We start from the raw sequence: 16,490 nt of genomic DNA, 5'->3' as shown, positions 1-16,490 counted from the left end.
GGGCCTGGGGAGGGGCCGTCGTTCCAGTGGGATCGCTCCAGGGGATGGGAGAGACCCGCGACAGACGTTGCATCTGTCGGGTGCTATGTAAGCACCGCGCACATGGATGACACGTGAAGATTGGCGTTAAAAAGCCGTGAGATTTACACCGCATTCAGTAACTGAACTCGTCGGTACTGAATTGGTTTCCGCAACCCGGAGTTGAGGTAACGCGGCCAAGTCACGGAACGGAAACGCCCATTCCGCCGCGCGGCGCTCAGTGGGCCTCGTCCCAGTTGCCGCCGACGCCGCAATCGACCACCAATGGAACGGCCAGTTCCGCCGCTGACGCCATTCGCGCGGCCACCTCCCGCCGCAGCGTGTCGACGAAGCCGGCCTCGGCCTCGAACACCAGTTCGTCGTGCACCTGCAGGACCATCAGCGCCTGGTCGCGATGCCCGGCCAGCCAGCCGTCGACCGCGACCATCGCGCGCTTGATGATGTCGGCGGCGGTGCCCTGCATCGGCGCGTTGATCGCCGCGCGCTCGGCGCCGGCGCGCTGGCCCTGCGTGCCCTTGTTGATGTAGTCGAGGTAGAGGCGGCGGCCGAACACGGTTTCGACGTAGCCCTGCTCGCGCGCCTGCTGCCGGGTGCGCTCCATGAAGTCGCGCACGCCCGGATAGCGGCTGAAGTACAGCGCGATGTAATCCTGCGCCTCGCCGCGGCCGATGCCGAGTTGCCGCGCCAGGCCGAACGCGCTCATGCCGTACATCAGGCCGAAGTTGATCGCCTTCGCCGCGCGGCGCTCGTTGGCGGTGACGTCTTCCATCTTCCTGCCGAACACTTCCGCCGCGGTCGCCTTGTGGATGTCGGCGCCGGAGGCGAACGCGCGCAGCAGGCCCTCGTCCTGCGACAGGTGCGCCATGATCCGCAACTCGATCTGCGAATAGTCGAACGCGGCGATCTTCCTGCCCGGCGGCGCGACGAACGCGGTGCGGATGCGGCGCCCGTCGTCGGTGCGGATCGGGATGTTCTGCAGGTTCGGGTCGGTCGACGACAGCCGCCCGGTCGCCGCGCCGGCCTGGTGGTAGCTGGTGTGCACGCGCCCGGTCTGCGGATTGACCATCTCCGGCAGCTTGTCGGTGTAGGTGCTGCGCAGCTTGGCCAGGCCGCGGTATTCGAGGATCACCCGCGGCAGTTCGTGCTGGTCGGCGATCGCCTCCAGCGCTTCCTCGTTCGTCGACGGCTGCCCGGTCGGCGTCTTCAGCACCGCCGGCAGCTTCAGCTCGTCGAACAGCAGCGCCTGCAGCTGCTTCGGCGAATCGAGGTTGAACGTGCGCCCCGCGAGTTCGGTCGCCTTCTGCTGCGCGGCGAGCATGCGCTTGGACAGGTCGGCGGACTGGCGGCGCAGCTCGTCGGCATCGACCAGCACGCCGTTGGCCTCGATCCGCGCCAGCACCGGCACCAGCGGCATCTCGATCTCGCGGTAGACGCGGCGCAGGCCGGGCTCGGCCTCCAGCTTCGGCAGCAACGCGCGGTGCAGGCGCAGGGTGATGTCGGCGTCCTCGGCCGAGTAGCGGGTGGCGTCGTCGATCGACACCTGCGCGAACGGGATCGCCTTGCTGCCCTTGCCGGCGACGTCCTCGTACTTGATGGTCTCGTAGCCGAGGTAACGCTGCGCCAGCGAATCCATGTCGTGGCGGCTGCTGCCGGAATTGAGCACGAAGCTTTCCAGCATGGTGTCGTCGGCGTAGCCGGCGACGTCGACGCCGTGCCGGCGCAGCACGTGCAGGTCGTACTTGCCGTGCTGGCCGAGCTTCTTCTTCGCCGGGTCGGACAGCAGCGGCTCCAGCGCGGCGAGCGCTTCGTCGCGGGCAAGCTGTCCCGGCGCGCCCGGATAGTCGTGCGCGACCGGCAGGTACATCGCCTTGCCCGGCTCGACCGCGAAGCTGAGCCCGACCAGGCTGGCCCGCATCGGGTCGAGGCTGTCGGTTTCGGTGTCGAAGGCGAACTCGTCGGCAGCGCGCAGCTTCGCGACCCAGGCGTCGAGCTGTTCGCGGGTGAGCACGGTTTCGTACTCGCCGGCGGCGGACAGCGCGGGATCGATGGCTTCGGCGGGCTTGTCCGCCGGCGCGCTGACCCGGCCGGCGCCGCGCGCCCGGCCCGGCTCCTTCTCCGGCACGGCGGCGACCGCCGCGGCGCCGTTGCCGCCTTCGAGCTCCTTCAGCGCCTGGTTGAAGCCGTAGCGCTTGTACAGCCCGCGCAGTTCGTCGACGTGGCGCTCGCGCAGCACCAGCGAGGTCGGGCCGCCTTCGAGTTCGACGTCGGTCTTGATGGTGACCAGCGCGCGGTTCAGCGGCAGCCGCGGCAGCGCGGCGCGCAGGTTCTCGCCGATCTTGCCCTTGATGTCGCCGGCGTGGGCGATGACCTCGTCGAGCGTGCCGTACTGGCCCAGCCACTTCGCCGCGGTCTTCGGCCCGCACTTCTCGACCCCGGGGACGTTGTCGACCGTGTCGCCCATCAGCGCGAGGAAATCGACGATCTGGTCGGCGCGCACGCCGAACTTCTCGATCACCGCCTGGTCCGAATCGAGGTGGCTGCCGGTCATGGTGTTGACCAGGCGCACGTGCGGCCGCACCAGCTGGGCGAAGTCCTTGTCGCCGGTGGAGATGGTCACGTCGATGCCTTCGGCCGCGCCCTGCAGCGCCAGCGTGCCGATCACGTCGTCGGCCTCGACGCCCGGCACGCGCAGGATCGGGAAGCCCAGCGCCTCGACGATCTTCATCATCGGCTCGACCTGCGCGCGCAGGTCGTCGGGCATCGGCGGACGCTGCGCCTTGTATTCGGGATACAGCTCGTCGCGGAAGGTCGGGCCCGAGGCGTCGACGACGAAGGCGGCGAACTCGGGCTTCTCCTTCAGCGTGGCGCGCAGCATGTTGACCACGCCGAACAGCGCGCCGGTCGGCTCGCCGTCGGCGTTGCTCAGCGGCGGCAGCGCGTGGAACGCGCGGAACAGGTAACTGGAACCGTCGATCAGCACGAGTCTGGGCATGCGCGGGATTCTACCCGCTCCGTTCGCAACGGCCGCGACGACCCGCTCACGCCGATCCGGCCCGCCGGGCGCATAATGGCCGCATCGGACCGCGCCGGAGCCTCGCCATGAACCCGAAGACCGCCAGCTTCGCCCTGCTGTTGTGCCTGGCCGCCTGCGCGACGACGCAAACCGCCGCCGACGGCCCGCCGCCGGTGGACGTGACCGGCGCGGAAGTCACCACGACCACCGCGGACAACGGCGACATCATCGAGGAGTACCGGGTCGGCACCCAGCTGCGCATGGTCAAGGTCACGCCGCTGCGCGGGCCGGCCTACTACCTGTACGACGGCAACGGCGACGGCAGGCTGGACAAGGGCTCCGCGAACAAGGACATGCCGGCGGTGTACTGGAAGCTCTTCAGCTGGTGATAACGTTGGGCCGGGCTCCCTCCGCGAACCGGCCGACTTGGAAACGCCACCGCTCATTTCGCTGACCACCGCGCTCGGCGCCGGCCTGCTGGTCGGCCTGGTCTACGAACGCCGCAAGGCCGAGGATCCGAGCATCATCGCCGGCCTGCGTTCGCACATGCTGGCCACGCTGATCGGCGTGGTATCGCTGTGGCTGGGCCTGCCGGTGTTCGCGATCGCGGTGTTGCTGTGCGGCGCGTTCGTCGCGCTCGGCTATTACCGCACCAGCCTGGCCGACCCCGGCGTGACCGCGGAACTGGCGCTGGTGCTGAGCTGCCTGATCGGCGGCCTGGCGCTGCGGTCGCCGGCGGTCGCGGCGGGCCTGGCGGTGCTGACCGCGATCCTGGTCTTCGCCAAGACCCGCCTGCACCGCTTCAGCCGCGAGCTGATCAGCAACCGCGAAGTCGCCGACGGCCTGGTCCTGCTCGCCTTCGCGCTGATCGTGCTGCCGCTGTTGCCGGACCGCACGGTCGATCCGTGGGACCTGCTGAACCCGGCGCGGGTCTGGAAGCTGGCGGTGCTGGTGATGGCGATCAGCGCGCTGGGCCACGTCGCGCTGCGCCTGGTCGGCACGCGCTGGGGGCTGCTGGTCGCCGGCTTCTTCTCCGGCTACGTGTCGTCGACCGCGGCCACCGCCGGTTTCGGCAAGCAGGCGCAGGCGCAACCGGCGCTGCTGCCGTCGGCGGTCGGCGCGACGATGCTGGCGAACCTGGCGTCGCTGAGCCTGTTCGTGCCGATCCTGCTGACGATGTCGCCCGGACTGCTGCGCGAAACGCGCTGGATCCTGGGCGCCGCCGCCACCGTGCTGGTGCTGGGCGCGGTGCTCGGCCTGCGCTTCGGCCAGCATGTCGATGCGCCGCCGCCGACGGCCGAAACGCGGATGTTCCGCATCGGCCACGCGCTCGGCTTCGCGGCGATGATCACCGCGGTGATCGTGGTGTCGAAGCTGCTCGGCGAATGGTTTGGCCCCGGCGGTGCGCTGGCGGCAACGATGCTGGCGGCGATGGCGGAACTGCATTCGGCGACCGCCGGCGTGGCCAATCTCTATCGCGATGGCGTGCTCAACGAGCAATTCGCCCACTGGGCCGTGGTCGGCTTGCTGGCGGCGAGTTCAGCGGCGAAGTCGCTGGTGGCGTTTACTAGCGGCGGGCGGGCATACGGGTGGCGGATCGCGATCGGACTGAGCGGAATGACGCTCGCAGCGGCATTGGCGGCAGCATTGATTCGGTAGGGCGGGTCATGACCCGCCCTACCCGGGCGATGATCCGTTATCACGGCAAACTTTCTGGAAACTACATAGTTAGGTGCCAGTGATGGATTACAAAGCCTGCGAGTTGGCTACGATCAAAGACACGGGCACTGTCAAAGGCCGTGGTGTTTATGCAACGAGACAAATTGCTCTTGGCTCTATCATCGAGATTTGCCCTGTTGTGTTAGTCCAGTGGGCCGAAATTCCAGAGCAATTGCGGCGCATCGCCTTTAGCTGGGGAGCATTGACGAAAGGCTCTAATTCGCACTGCATTGCTCTCGGCTGGGGCAGCATGTACAACCACGGAAACCCGGCGAATGTCCGCTATAGCGCTAAAGAAAGCGATCTTTCTCTAGTCTTTTCCGCTGCGCGGCAAATTGAGGTTGGCGAGGAGCTGACTGTTAACTACAACGAGTCCTACGGAGACATCCACTCCTCTGAGGACATCTGGTTCCAAGGCAGAGGCATCACGCCCATCTAGGGCCGCAGGCTGGAATGCAGCGAAGCGGAATCCCAGCATCGCGCAACGCTGGGTCGATGAAGCCGACCCAGCCTTCAAAAGCAAAGCCCGCCTTTCGGCGGGCTTCTCGTTTCAAAGCAACGTCCATGGATTCCCGCTTTCGCGGGAATGACGAGCGAAACTCAACGCTCGATGATCGCCACCACGCCCATGCCGCCGGCGGTGCAGATCGACACCAGGGCGCGGCCGCCGCCGCGTTCCTTCAGCTGCTTGGCCACGGTGGCGACGATGCGCGCGCCGGTGGCGGCGAAGGGGTGGCCGGTGGCCAGCGACGAACCGACCGGGTTGATCTTCGCCGGGTCGATCTTGCCCAGCGGCGCGTCCAGGCCCAGGCGGTTCCTGCAGTAGTCCTCGCTCTCCCATGCGCGCAGCGTGCACAGCACCTGCGCGGCGAAGGCCTCGTGGATTTCGTAGATGTCGAAGTCCTGCAGGGTCAGGCCGTTGCGCTTGAGCATTTCCGGCACCGCGATCGTCGGCGCCATCAGCAGGCCCTCGCCGTGGACGAAATCCACCGCCGCGACCTGCGCGTCCTTCAGGTAGGCCAGCGGCTCGTGGCCGTGCGCCTGCGCCCATTCGTCGCTGGACAGCAGCACCGCCGCGGCGCCGTCGGTCAGCGGCGTCGAGTTGGCCGCGGTCAGCGTGCCGCGGCCGGAGGTCTTGTCGAACGCCGGCTTCAGCGTCGCCAGTTTTTCCAGCGAGGTGTCCGGGCGCAGGATGTTGTCGCGCTCGACGCCGCGGAACGGCGCGATCAGGTCGGCGAAGAAGCCGCGCTCGTAGGCCGCGGCCAGCTTCTTGTGCGAGGCGACCGCGAGTTCGTCCTGCGAATCGCGGCTGATGTTCCACTCCTTGGCCATGTCCTCGCAGTGGTCGCCCATGCTCTTGCCGGTACGCGGCTCGGCCACGCCGGGGAATTCCGGCTTCAGCTCGGAGAACTTGAAGCCCTTGACCAGCGCCTTGGCCTTGTCGAGCGGCGCCTTCGCGCGGTTGGCGGCGAGCAGGCGCGCACGCAGCTTCTTGCCGTAGACGATCGGCACCTCGGAGGTGGTGTCGGAACCGCCGCCGATGCCCGAGTCGATCTGCCCCAGCGCGATCTTGTTGCCGATGTGGATGATCGTGTCCAGGCTGGTGCCGCAGGCGCGCTGCAGGGTGATGCCGGGCGTCAGCGGCGACAGGCCCGAGGACAGCGCGGCCTCGCGGCCGAGGTTCCAGTCCGAGGAATGCTTGATCACCGCGCCCATCGCCACTTCGCCCAGCTGCTGGCCGTGCAGGCCGTAGCGTTCGACCAGCGCGCCGAGGGTCCGCACCGACATGCCCAGGTTGCCGACGTCCGCGTAGGCGGTGTTCTGGCGGCAGAAGGGAATGCGGACGCCGCCGAGGATGGCGACGGGACGGGCTGCGGACATGGAAACCTCTCGAGCTGCGGATCGTGGGGCGGCCCGGCGTTCGGCACGGGCATAATAGGCAAGTGTACTTGCCCGTATGGCGCCGGACCAATTTGGAAGCCGTGAAAACCAACGATCCTGTGAAGGCCGTTCACATAATGGGCGTCATGGCGCTGGAGCTGGCCGGCGGCAGCGAGCCGGGCCGGGCCGCGCTGACCGCGTCCGAAGCCGCCGCCCTGGCGGAACTGCTGGCCCGCGACCTGGCCGGGCTGGTCCCGGATGCGCACGGGCTGGAGCTGGCGTTCGCCGCCGCGCATTTCGACCCGGCCGAAGCCCTGCGCCCGGGCTGGCCGCTGCACCGCCGGCTCGACGAGCTCGCGCAGCGCGCGCCCGGCCGCGAACAGGGCCCGCGCGTGATCGCGTTCGGCGCCGATGCCGGCGGCGACGTGCCGCTGCCGTTCCGCGCCGACCCCGACCTGCGCGGCGGCGCGCTGCGGGTGCTGCCTTTCCAGCTGCGCGGCGACGCGGAAACGCTGGCCAAGGTCGGTGCGCTGTTCGAGGAGATCCTGCTCGAACGCGGCATGGCCCAGGCCGACACCGCGCTGCTGGCGCAGGGCGGCTTCGCCGCGCGCATCGAGCACGCGCGCTACCTGACCCTGCACGATCTGGCCGCGATGACGGCCATGCAGTACCAGCACCAGGGCCTGGAGCCGCTGTGGCCACTGATCGAAACCGCGTTGCTGCGGGGCGACGGCGAAGCGTGGCTGGACGTGGCGCCGGAGCCGCTGCTGCGCTATGCCGGCGGCGAGGCGCGCATCGCGCTGTTCACGCCGGCGGCATGGAAATCGCGCTGCGCGCCGCAGGCCGCGGACGACGACGAGCGCCTGGCGCGCGCCTACGATTTTTTCCTCGCCCGCCAGCGACAATTCGCCGCGGTGCTGGAGGCGCACGGCGTCCCGGTGGTGTTCGCGCATTGCCCCGACGCAGCCGATCCGCGCGAGGCGTTGCTCGCGTAGGACCGCGTCGGGGCGTGGACGCCTGCCCCGACCGGACGGTTTCGCGGCCCGGGCGGGGCCCGTTCCTACATCGTCACCTTGATCACGCCGCAGGCGACGCGCGCCCCGGCGTTGCCTGACGGCTGCGAGGTGTAGTCGTCGGCCGCGGCATGCACGATCAGCGCGCGGCCGGCGATGTCGTTGACCGCGCCGCCGCCGAGGGTGACGCCGGCCAGTTGCACGTCGACCCGCGCCACGCCGTCGATGTTGGCGACGATGTTGTCGATGTCGCCGGCATGGTGCGCGCCGGTGCCGTCGCGGCCGTGCGGCTGCGAGAACGGGTTGAAATGCCCGCTGGCGCTGGATGCGTCGGCCGCGCTGCAGTCGCCCTTCTCGTGTACGTGGAAGCCGTGCGCGCGGCCCGGCTGCAGGCCGCCGATTTCGCCGCTGATCCGCACGCCGCCGGCGACCGGGACCAGGGTCAGCGTGCCGCTGACCAGGCTGGCGGACGCCGACGACAGGTTCACGACCGCCTGTTTCGCCGTGCTGGTGGTGGGAATCTCCGCGGCCGGCGAGGGCGGCGGCTCGGTTTGCTCCGCGGTCGCGCAACCGCCGAGCAGCGCGATGGCGGCGGCAAGCGTGGCGACCCGTCCGATGTTTCCGTGATTGCGCATGGCGCGAACTCCGTCGTGGCCAGCGACAGACCGTAACCGCAGCGGAATTTATCGACGCTGAAACTCCGGCCGGGATCCGCGCGCGTCAGCGCCGCTTGCGGCCCGGCCCCAGCTTGCGCGTCACCGTGTTGCGGCCGACGCCGAGTTTTTCCGCCGCTTCGGCACGATGGCCGTGGGTGAACTTCAGCGCGGCCTCCAGCAATACGCGGTCGAAGCGCCCGCGCGCCTCGGCATGCAGGCCTTCGGCGCCGGCGGCGAGGCGCTCTTCGGCCCAGGCCGCCAGCGCCGTGTCCCAGTCGCCCGCCGCGGCCGCGCGCGGTGCGCCGGCCGGGCCGGCGAGCATGCCGTCGAGGTCGGCGACGGTGATGGTTTCGCCCGGCGCCAGCGCGGCCAGCCGCCAGCACACGTTCTCCAGCTCGCGCACGTTGCCGGGCCAGTCGTGCGCGCGCAGCGCGTCCAGCGCCGGCGCGGCGAAGCGCTTGGCCGGCGCGCCGAGCTTGCGCGAGGCGTTGGCGAGGAAGTTCTCGGCCAGTTGCGCCACGTCGGCGCGGCGCGCACGCAGCGGCGGCAGTTGCAGGCGCACCACGTCGAGGCGGTGCAGCAGGTCGGCGCGGAAGCGGCCGTCGGCGACCAGCGCGTCGAGGTTCTGGTGGGTCGCGGCGATCACCCGCACGTCGACGCGGATCAGTTCGCGCCCGCCGACGCGGAAGAACTCGCCTTCGGCCAGCACGCGCAGCAGCCGCGTCTGCAGCGGCAGCGGCATGTCGCCGATCTCGTCGAGGAACAGGGTGCCGCCGTCGGCCTGCTCGAAGCGGCCGACATGGCGGCGCTGCGCGCCGGTGAACGCGCCGGCCTCGTGGCCGAACAGTTCGCTCTCGAGCAGTTCCGCCGGGATCGCCGCGGTGTTCAGCGCGACGAACGGCTTGCGCGCGCGCGGCGATTCGCGGTGCAGCGCATGCGCGACCAGTTCCTTGCCGGTGCCGGTCTCGCCGGTGATCAGCACCGACAGCGGCGCCTGCGCGAGGCGGCCGATGGCGCGGAACAGCGCGAGCATCTCCGGGGTCGAACCGATCAGCGCCGGGACGCCGCCGTCGGCGGCGGGCGCGTCCTCCGCCGGCGCCGGCGCGTGCCCGCTGTCGGCGGGCAACGTGCGCGCGGCCAGCGCGACCGCTTCGTCCAGGTCGAACGGCTTGGACAGGAATTCCTGCGCGCCGCCGCGGAACGCGCCGGCGGTGCTGGCCACGTCGGTGTAGGCCGACATCACGATCACCGGCAGTTGCGGGTGCGCGCGCTTGAGCCGGTCGAGCAGCGCGAGGCCGTCGTCGCCGGGCATGCGCACGTCGGTGAACAGCAGGTCAGGTGCGCCGCGCGCGTCCAGCGCCTGCAGCGCGGTCGCCGCGCTGTCGAAGCCGTCGACCGCGTAACCGGCGTCGCGCAGCGCGGTGGCCAGCACGAAGCGCACCGAGCGGTCGTCGTCGACCACCCAGATGCGTTGCGTGCCGGTCGGCGGGCGATCAGTGGGCATTCGGCGCCGCTCCGTCGGAATCGCCGCCATCGGCCTGCGCGCGCGGCTCCTGGTCGCGGGCATGCCCGTCTATCGGCAGCAACAGGGTGAAAACGGTGTGGCCGGGGCGCGAGCGGTAGCTCAGCGAACCGCCGTGCTCGCGCGCGACCTGTTGCGCCAGCGCCAGGCCCAGGCCGCTGCCGTCGGCGCGGCCGCTGACCAGCGGCAGGAACAGGTGCTCGGCCAGTTCCTCGGACACACCGTGGCCGTCGTCGACGATTTCCAGGCGCAGGCCCATCGCGTGCGGGTGGTCGTGGATGCGCAGGCCGTGTTCGACCCGTGTGCGCAGGGTCACCGTGGCCGCGCCGGCCTGGATCGCGTTGCGCACCAGGTTCCACACCGCCTGCACCAGGCGGTCGGCGTCGCCGGCCAGTTCGGGAATGCTGGGGTCGTAGTCGCGTTGCAGGCGCAGCGACCAGCCGCCCTCGCTTTCGGCCAGGCGCAGCACGCGCTCGAGCACGGCGTGGATGTTCAGCGCCGTGTGCGGACGCTGCGGGGCCGGCGACAGCAACTGGTCGAGCAGGCCGTTGAGGCGGCCGATCTCGGATTCGATCAGGCCGATCAGTTCGCGCTCGCCTTCGTCGCCGCCGCGCGCCTGCGCCCGGCGCGACAGCAGCTGCGCCGCGCCCTTGAGGCCGGCCAGCGGGTTGCGCAGTTCGTGGGCCAGCCCCTTCAGCGCCGCGGCCAGCGCGCTCGGCAGGGCCTGCGCGGGATCGGGCGCCGGGAATTCGTCGACCGGATGCGCTTCCAGCAGCCAGCCGCCGCCGTCTAGCCGCGACAGCCAGCCTTCGGCGAAACGCGACGGTTCGCCGGGCAGGGCCAGCGCCATGCGCCGCAGGCGCAACACGTCGCGCTCGCCTCGCTGCGGATCGGAAACCTTGTCGAACAGCCGTGCCATGGCATCGCCATCCACTTCCAGGGCCGCCAGGGGTTGCCCCAGCAGCCGTCGCGCGCTGACCCCGAGCCAGCGGGCGAATGCGGGATTGACGCCGAGGATCGCGCCTTCGGCGTCCACCCAGGCCAGCGGCGTGTTCAACGCACCGAGGCCGGGCTCCTGGGACTGGTTGGAAGAATCGGGGGACGACATTGCACCAGTTTAGTGCAAAGGCCGTCCCCCGGGGTACCGCGCGCGGCCTCAGGCCTCGTAGGCCGATTCGCCGTGCGAGGTGATGTCCAGGCCCTCGCGTTCGGCTTCCTCGCTCACGCGCAGGCCGAACACCAGCCTGACGACGAGCAGGGACACGACCGACACGATGCCCACCCAGACCACGGTGAACAGCACGCTGACGACCTGGGTCGCGACCTGCGGGCCGATGGCGAAATCGTCGCCGCCCGGGCCGCCGAACGCCGGCGCGTACAGCACGCCGGTCAGGATCGCGCCGACGATGCCGGAGATGCCGTGCACGCCGAACACGTCGGCGGTGTCGTCCACCTTCAGCAGCCGCTTCAGGCCGTTGACGCCCCACAGGCTGGCGGCCGAGGCGATCGCGCCGAGCGCGATGGCGCCGATCGGGCCGACGTTGCCGGCGGCCGGGGTGATCGCGACCAGGCCGGCGACGATGCCCGAGGCGGCGCCCAGCGCGGACGGCTTGCCCTTGAAGATGGCTTCCAGCGCCGTCCAGGCCACGGCCGCGGCGGCGGTCGCGAACAGGGTGTTGATGAAGGCCAGCGCGGCCGAGCTGTTGGCTTCCAGCGCGGAACCGGCGTTGAAGCCGAACCAGCCCACCCACAGCAGCGAAGCGCCGGCGAAGGTGTAGACCAGGTTGTGCGGCTTCAGCGCCGCCTGGCCGAAGCCGATGCGCTTGCCGACGAAGTACGCGGCGACCAGGCCGGCGACGCCGGCGTTGATGTGCACCACGGTGCCGCCGGCGAAGTCCAGCGCGCCCTTCTCGAACAGCCAGCCGCCGGTGGCCCACACGCTGTGCGCGATCGGCAGGTAGCCGAAGGTGAACCACAGCACGGCGAACAGCAGCGCGGCGGCGAACTTGATGCGCTCGGCGAAGGCGCCGACGATCAGCGCGCCGGTGATGCCGGCGAAGGTCGACTGGAACGCGACGAACACGTATTCCGGCAGCGAGATGCCGTCGGTGAACGTGGCCGCCAGGCTGTCCACGGCGACGCCCTTGAGGAACAGCTTGTCGAGGTTGCCGATGTACGCGCCTTCGCCCGAGAACGCCAGCGAGTAGCCGTAGACGGCCCACAGCACCACCAGCAGCGAGAAGGTGATCGCCACCTGGACGAACACGCTGAGCACGTTCTTGCCGCGCACCAGGCCGCCATAGAACAGGGCCAGGCCCGGCAGCGTCATCAGCAGCACTAGCAGGGTGCTGGTCAGCATCCACGCCACGTCACCCTTGTCGACGACCGGGGCGGCGGCGGCAGCTTCGGCCGGCGCGGCCGCGGCGGCGGCCTCGACCGGCGCAGCGGTTTCCGCGGCGGCATCGGCCGGGGCGGCGGCTTCCTCGGTGGTCGGCGCGGCCGGGGCGGCGGGGTCCTGCGCGGCAAGCGCGGCGCCGCTCAGGCCGAGGGTGCACAACGCCGCGAGGGCGAGTACCTGGAATCGGGTCTTCAACCCGGAGAACGGACGAGTCTTCATGGTGGGGGCTCCGGATTGCAGTCAGAGGGCGTCCGCGCCGACTTCGCCGGTGCGGATGCGGATGACCTGGTCGATGGTGGCGACGAAGATCTTGCCGTCGCCGATCTTGCCGGTGCCGGCCGCCTGCTGGATCGCCTCGATCACGGCGTCGGCGCGCTCGTCGGTGACGGCGGTTTCGACCTTGATCTTGGGCAGGAAATCGACGACGTACTCGGCGCCGCGGTACAACTCGGTATGGCCCTTCTGCCGGCCGAAGCCCTTGACCTCGGTGACGGTGATGCCGGACACGCCCGCCTGCGACAAGGCTTCGCGCACCTCGTCGAGCTTGAACGGCCGGATGATTGCGGTGATCAGTTTCATGCGCGCATTCCCCGTGGGTGGATGGAACCGGCCCGGACCGCGGCCGGCGTACGGCTCTACAACCGGCGCAAACCGCAGCCGACGTGGGGGAGGGAGGCGGTTTGCGTCGCGTGTCTGCTGTTGCGGGTGGAACGTGCGGCGGCGCGGACTCGGGGGAGGAAAAGGAACCCGCGCCGCCGCGGTGCGAACTCAGTTCGCGTAGTACAGCTGGTATTCGAGCGGGCGAGGAAGGGATGCCTGCGCGGCACTGCCGCGCCTCCCTTCCGAACGCCCGCCGCGCTGCGGCGGGCCGGACATCCGCCCTTCCGCAACCGCAGCGCCTGGCCTTGCGACTCGCATCAGCTCGCGTAGTACAGCTGGTATTCGAGCGGATGCGTGGCCGCGCGGAACTTGGTCACTTCCTGCATCTTCAGGTCGATGTAGCCGTCGATGAAGTCGTCGTTCATCACGCCGCCGGCCTTGAGGAACTCGCGGTCCTGGTCCAGCGCCTCGAGCGCCTGGTCGAGGCTCGAGCACACCTGCGGGATCAGCTTCTCCTCTTCCGGCGGCAGGTCGTACAGGTCCTTGTCGGACGCGGCGCCCGGGTCGATCTGGTTCTTGATGCCGTCCAGGCCGGCCATCATCAGCGCGGTGAAGGTCAGGTAGCCGGACTGCAGCGGGTCGGGGAAGCGCACCTCGATGCGGCGCGCCTTCGGGTTCGATACCCACGGGATGCGGCACGAGGCCGAGCGGTTGCGCGCCGAGTAGGCCAGCATCACCGGCGCCTCGAAGCCCGGTACCAGGCGCTTGTAGCTGTTGGTGCCCGAGTTGGAGAACGCGTTGATCGCCCTGGCGTGCTTGAAGATGCCGCCGATGTACCACAGCGCCAGCTGCGACAGGCCGCCGTAGCCGTCGCCGCTGAACAGGTTGGCGCCGCCCTTGGCCAGCGACTGGTGCACGTGCATGCCGCTGCCGTTGTCGCCGACGATCGGCTTGGGCATGAAGGTCGCGGTCTTGCCGTTGCGGAAGGCGACGTTCTTGATGATGTACTTCATCGTCAGCAGCTCGTCGGCCTTCTTCACCAGCGAGTTGAACTTGGTGCCGATCTCGCACTGGCCGGCGGTGGCGACCTCGTGGTGGTGCACTTCGGTCTCGATGCCGACCTGCTCCAGGGTCTTGACCATCTCGGCGCGGATGTCGTGCAGCGAATCGGTCGGCGGCACCGGGAAGTAGCCGCCCTTCACGCCGGGACGGTAGCCGCTGTTGCCGCCCTCGAGCTTGGCGCCGCTGTTCCAGGCCGCTTCCTCGGAACCGATCTGGAAGAAGGTGTGGCCCATCTCGTTGGCGAAGCGCACCGAGTCGAAGATGAAGAACTCGGGTTCCGGGCCGAAGAACGCCTGGTCGGCGATGCCGCTGGACTTCAGGTAGGCCTCGGCGCGCTTGGCGATGCCGCGCGGGTCGCGGCCGTAGCTCTGCATGGTCGCCGGCTCGAGCACGTCGCAGGTCAGCACCACGGTCGGGTCGGCGTAGAACGGATCCAGGTAGGCGGTGTCGGCGTCGGGCAGCAGCACCATGTCGGATTCGTTGATGCCCTTCCAGCCGGCGATCGAGGAGCCGTCGAACATCTTGCCGTCCTCGAACAGCGCCGGCTCGATGATGCTGGCCGGGAAGGTGACGTGCTGCTGCACGCCGCGCAGGTCGACGAAGCGCAGGTCGACGAACTCGGCCTGGCTGTCCTTGATCAGTTTTTCGACTTTGTCGATGGACATCGGGGAAACCTCGGGTTGGATGAAATCGGTGGGCCTCCCGATGCAAGCGCCGTGCCAACTGCGAATCCGCGCAAGTGATTGATTTTTGATGCCAGGCAGACCGATACCGGGGAAATAAAGCACTAATTTGGTGCGCATCTGCCGAAATTCCCCAATACGGGGATTGGGCGAATTCACTATGCTTGCGCATCGCCTTTCCTGCCCGCAGTCCGCCCCGCTCCCATGACCGACCTGCTCGCCGCGCTGCTGCTCGGCATCATCGAAGGCATCACCGAGTTCCTGCCCATCTCCAGCACCGGCCACCTGCTGATCGCCGAACGCTGGCTCGGCCATCGCAGCGACCTGTTCAACATCGGCATCCAGGCCGGCGCGATCCTCGCCGTGGCGCTGATCTACCGGAAGCGGCTGTGGGGCATGCTGCTGGCCTTCGCCGGCCGCGATGCGCCCGCGTCCCACGACCCGCCGGGCATCACCGCCACGCCGGCGCAATCGCGGGACTACGCGTTGAAGCTGGGCGCCGCCTTCGCCACCACCGCGGTCGGCGGCCTGCTGGTGAAGAAGCTGGGCTGGGAGTTGCCGGAGACCGGGACGCCGGTGGCCTGGGCCCTGGTGCTGGGCGGCGCCTGGATGCTGCTGGCCGAGCATTTCGCGGCCAGGCGCGCCGCGGCGCTGGGCGAACGCAGCGCCATCACCTGGCCCATCGCGATCGCCGTCGGCATCGCGCAGGTCGTCGCCGGCGTGTTCCCCGGCACCTCGCGTTCCGGCGCGACCATCTTCATCGCGCTGCTGATGGGCACCACCCATCGCGCCGCGGCGACCGAGTTCGCGTTCGTGGTCGGCATCCCGACCATGTTCGCCGCGACCGGTTACGAACTGATCGACGTGCTGAAGTCGGGCCAGGCCGCCAACGAAGACTGGGCGGCCTTCGCCGTGGCCTTCGTCGCCAGCGCGGTCACCGCGTTCGTCGCGGTGAAGTGGCTGCTGCGCTACATCCAGAGCCACCGCTTCACCGCGTTCGCGTTCTACCGTTTCGCGCTGGGCGCGGCGTTGCTGGCGCTGGTGCCGAGCGGAAGCTGAAGCGCGCCCGCGCTATTCTCCAACCGCATCCAGCCCGGAGAATCGCCATGAAGCGCCTGCTGGTTCCGGCATTGCCCCTGCTGCTGGCGGCCTGCGCCCGGCCACTGCCGGAGACCGCTGCGCCGCCGCCTGCCGCCGCCGCAAGCGCGGCCATCGATGCCTCGGCGCTGGCCGCCTACCACTGGCAGCTGGCCGACGCGCGCGACGCGCAGGGCGCACGCATCGATGCGCTGTTCGTGCGCGCCGACAAGCCGCCGACCCTGGATTTCCGGCAGGGCCGGATCGGCGTCGGCAACAGTTGCAACCACCTGGGCGGCGGGTTCCGGATCGAAGGCGGCGCGCTCGTCGTCGACCGGTTGGCTTCGACGATGATGGCCTGCGCCGATCCGGCGCTGGCGGCGCTGGACCAGGCCATCGGCCAGCGCCTCGAAGGCCGGCTGTCCGCCCGCCTGCAGCGCGCGCCGGAAAAGCTCACCCTGACCACTACTGGCGGCGACACCCTCGTCTTCGACGGCGTGCCGACGCCGGAAACGCGCTACGGCGGCCCGGGCGAGCGCGCTTTCCTGGAAGTCGCCGCGCAGACCCAACCGTGCAGCCATCCGCTGATCCCGGACAAGCGATGCCTGCAGGTGCGCGAGGTGTCGTTCGACGACAAGGGACTGAAGACCGGCACGCCGGGCGAATTCCGGAATTTCCACGACGACATCGAGGGCTACGTGCACGAACCGGGCGTGCGCAACGTGCTGCGGGTCAAGCGCTTCAAGCGCGATCCCGCGCCGGCCGACGCTTCCAGCGTCGTCTACGTGCTGGACAGGGTGGTCGAATCGGAAATCGTGAAGCCGTAG

At 69.7% G+C, this 16,490-nt stretch carries 14 protein-coding genes; 6 read left to right on the top strand and 8 right to left on the bottom strand.

The window, feature by feature from the left end:
• Window positions 1-256: 256 nt before the first annotated feature.
• On the bottom strand, window positions 257-3,031 hold the full coding sequence (polA, locus tag CSC71_RS13435) for a DNA polymerase I (protein ID WP_162374887.1): 2,775 nt from the start codon (window positions 3,029-3,031) through the stop codon (window positions 257-259).
• A 107-nt stretch (window positions 3,032-3,138) separates the two neighbouring features.
• Here polA and CSC71_RS13430 point away from each other — a divergent pair, with 107 nt between their 5' ends.
• From CSC71_RS13430 to CSC71_RS13420, 3 genes are all read left to right on the top strand, one after another.
• Window positions 3,139-3,441, top strand: a complete 303-nt coding sequence (locus tag CSC71_RS13430; RefSeq protein ID WP_162374886.1) for a DUF2782 domain-containing protein — start codon at window positions 3,139-3,141, stop codon at window positions 3,439-3,441.
• A gap of 37 nt (window positions 3,442-3,478) precedes the next feature.
• Window positions 3,479-4,711, top strand: coding sequence for an MgtC/SapB family protein (locus CSC71_RS13425; RefSeq protein WP_162374885.1), 1,233 nt, complete (start codon window positions 3,479-3,481; stop codon window positions 4,709-4,711).
• Window positions 4,712-4,793: 82 nt separating this feature from the next.
• Window positions 4,794-5,210 carry an SET domain-containing protein-lysine N-methyltransferase gene (locus tag CSC71_RS13420; protein ID WP_162374884.1) on the top strand — a complete coding sequence of 139 codons (417 nt, stop codon included), beginning with the start codon at window positions 4,794-4,796 and terminating at the stop codon, window positions 5,208-5,210.
• 161 nt (window positions 5,211-5,371) lie between these two features.
• Here CSC71_RS13420 and CSC71_RS13415 read toward each other — a convergent pair whose 3' ends face one another.
• Window positions 5,372-6,652 carry an acetyl-CoA C-acetyltransferase gene (locus CSC71_RS13415; protein ID WP_162374883.1) on the bottom strand — a complete coding sequence of 427 codons (1,281 nt, stop codon included), beginning with the start codon at window positions 6,650-6,652 and terminating at the stop codon, window positions 5,372-5,374.
• A 137-nt stretch (window positions 6,653-6,789) separates the two neighbouring features.
• Here CSC71_RS13415 and CSC71_RS13410 point away from each other — a divergent pair, with 137 nt between their 5' ends.
• Window positions 6,790-7,647 (top strand): hypothetical protein, encoded by an 858-nt coding sequence (locus CSC71_RS13410; RefSeq protein WP_162374882.1) that lies wholly within the window; start codon window positions 6,790-6,792, stop codon window positions 7,645-7,647.
• A gap of 65 nt (window positions 7,648-7,712) precedes the next feature.
• Here CSC71_RS13410 and CSC71_RS13405 read toward each other — a convergent pair whose 3' ends face one another.
• The 6 genes from CSC71_RS13405 to glnA form a co-directional block, all read right to left on the bottom strand.
• The gene (locus CSC71_RS13405; RefSeq protein WP_162374881.1) at window positions 7,713-8,300 is read right to left on the bottom strand and encodes a superoxide dismutase family protein; all 588 of its coding nucleotides are present in this window, start codon (window positions 8,298-8,300) and stop codon (window positions 7,713-7,715) included.
• 85 nt (window positions 8,301-8,385) lie between these two features.
• On the bottom strand, window positions 8,386-9,825 hold the full coding sequence (gene ntrC / locus CSC71_RS13400) for a nitrogen regulation protein NR(I) (protein ID WP_162374880.1): 1,440 nt from the start codon (window positions 9,823-9,825) through the stop codon (window positions 8,386-8,388).
• Window positions 9,815-10,951 (bottom strand): two-component system sensor histidine kinase NtrB, encoded by a 1,137-nt coding sequence (locus CSC71_RS13395; protein ID WP_162374879.1) that lies wholly within the window; start codon window positions 10,949-10,951, stop codon window positions 9,815-9,817. Before CSC71_RS13395 ends, ntrC begins: the two co-directional genes overlap by 11 nt.
• Before the next feature lie 48 nt (window positions 10,952-10,999).
• The gene (locus tag CSC71_RS13390; RefSeq protein ID WP_162374878.1) at window positions 11,000-12,460 is read right to left on the bottom strand and encodes an ammonium transporter; all 1,461 of its coding nucleotides are present in this window, start codon (window positions 12,458-12,460) and stop codon (window positions 11,000-11,002) included.
• 21 nt (window positions 12,461-12,481) lie between these two features.
• Window positions 12,482-12,820 (bottom strand): P-II family nitrogen regulator, encoded by a 339-nt coding sequence (locus CSC71_RS13385; protein ID WP_162374877.1) that lies wholly within the window; start codon window positions 12,818-12,820, stop codon window positions 12,482-12,484.
• A 338-nt stretch (window positions 12,821-13,158) separates the two neighbouring features.
• Window positions 13,159-14,568, bottom strand: coding sequence for a type I glutamate--ammonia ligase (gene glnA, locus CSC71_RS13380; protein WP_162374876.1), 1,410 nt, complete (start codon window positions 14,566-14,568; stop codon window positions 13,159-13,161).
• A gap of 222 nt (window positions 14,569-14,790) precedes the next feature.
• On the opposite strand from glnA, the gene CSC71_RS13375 reads away from it, so the two are divergent.
• Window positions 14,791-15,645 carry an undecaprenyl-diphosphate phosphatase gene (locus CSC71_RS13375; RefSeq protein ID WP_162374875.1) on the top strand — a complete coding sequence of 285 codons (855 nt, stop codon included), beginning with the start codon at window positions 14,791-14,793 and terminating at the stop codon, window positions 15,643-15,645.
• A gap of 47 nt (window positions 15,646-15,692) precedes the next feature.
• The gene (locus CSC71_RS13370) at window positions 15,693-16,490 is read left to right on the top strand and encodes an META and DUF4377 domain-containing protein (protein ID WP_162374874.1); all 798 of its coding nucleotides are present in this window, start codon (window positions 15,693-15,695) and stop codon (window positions 16,488-16,490) included.

This window comes from Pseudoxanthomonas sangjuensis (genome assembly GCF_010211755.1).
GTDB classification, from domain to species: Bacteria; Pseudomonadota; Gammaproteobacteria; order Xanthomonadales; family Xanthomonadaceae; genus Pseudoxanthomonas_A; species Pseudoxanthomonas_A sangjuensis.
The sequence above is the reverse complement of the archived record's forward strand: the minus strand, read 5'-3'. Positions and strand labels throughout refer to the sequence as shown.

Coding starts and splice junctions, on each gene's coding strand:
- ntrC (WP_162374880.1), bottom strand. CDS start 9,825: ATGCCCACTGATCGCCCGCCGACCGGCACGCAACGCATCTGGGTGGTC.
- CSC71_RS13420 (WP_162374884.1), top strand. CDS start 4,794: ATGGATTACAAAGCCTGCGAGTTGGCTACGATCAAAGACACGGGCACT.
- CSC71_RS13385 (WP_162374877.1), bottom strand. CDS start 12,820: ATGAAACTGATCACCGCAATCATCCGGCCGTTCAAGCTCGACGAGGTG.
- CSC71_RS13375 (WP_162374875.1), top strand. CDS start 14,791: ATGACCGACCTGCTCGCCGCGCTGCTGCTCGGCATCATCGAAGGCATC.
- polA (WP_162374887.1), bottom strand. CDS start 3,031: ATGCCCAGACTCGTGCTGATCGACGGTTCCAGTTACCTGTTCCGCGCG.
- CSC71_RS13370 (WP_162374874.1), top strand. CDS start 15,693: ATGAAGCGCCTGCTGGTTCCGGCATTGCCCCTGCTGCTGGCGGCCTGC.
- CSC71_RS13405 (WP_162374881.1), bottom strand. CDS start 8,300: ATGCGCAATCACGGAAACATCGGACGGGTCGCCACGCTTGCCGCCGCC.
- CSC71_RS13390 (WP_162374878.1), bottom strand. CDS start 12,460: ATGAAGACTCGTCCGTTCTCCGGGTTGAAGACCCGATTCCAGGTACTC.
- CSC71_RS13415 (WP_162374883.1), bottom strand. CDS start 6,652: ATGTCCGCAGCCCGTCCCGTCGCCATCCTCGGCGGCGTCCGCATTCCC.
- CSC71_RS13410 (WP_162374882.1), top strand. CDS start 6,790: ATGGGCGTCATGGCGCTGGAGCTGGCCGGCGGCAGCGAGCCGGGCCGG.
- glnA (WP_162374876.1), bottom strand. CDS start 14,568: ATGTCCATCGACAAAGTCGAAAAACTGATCAAGGACAGCCAGGCCGAG.
- CSC71_RS13430 (WP_162374886.1), top strand. CDS start 3,139: ATGAACCCGAAGACCGCCAGCTTCGCCCTGCTGTTGTGCCTGGCCGCC.
- CSC71_RS13395 (WP_162374879.1), bottom strand. CDS start 10,951: ATGTCGTCCCCCGATTCTTCCAACCAGTCCCAGGAGCCCGGCCTCGGT.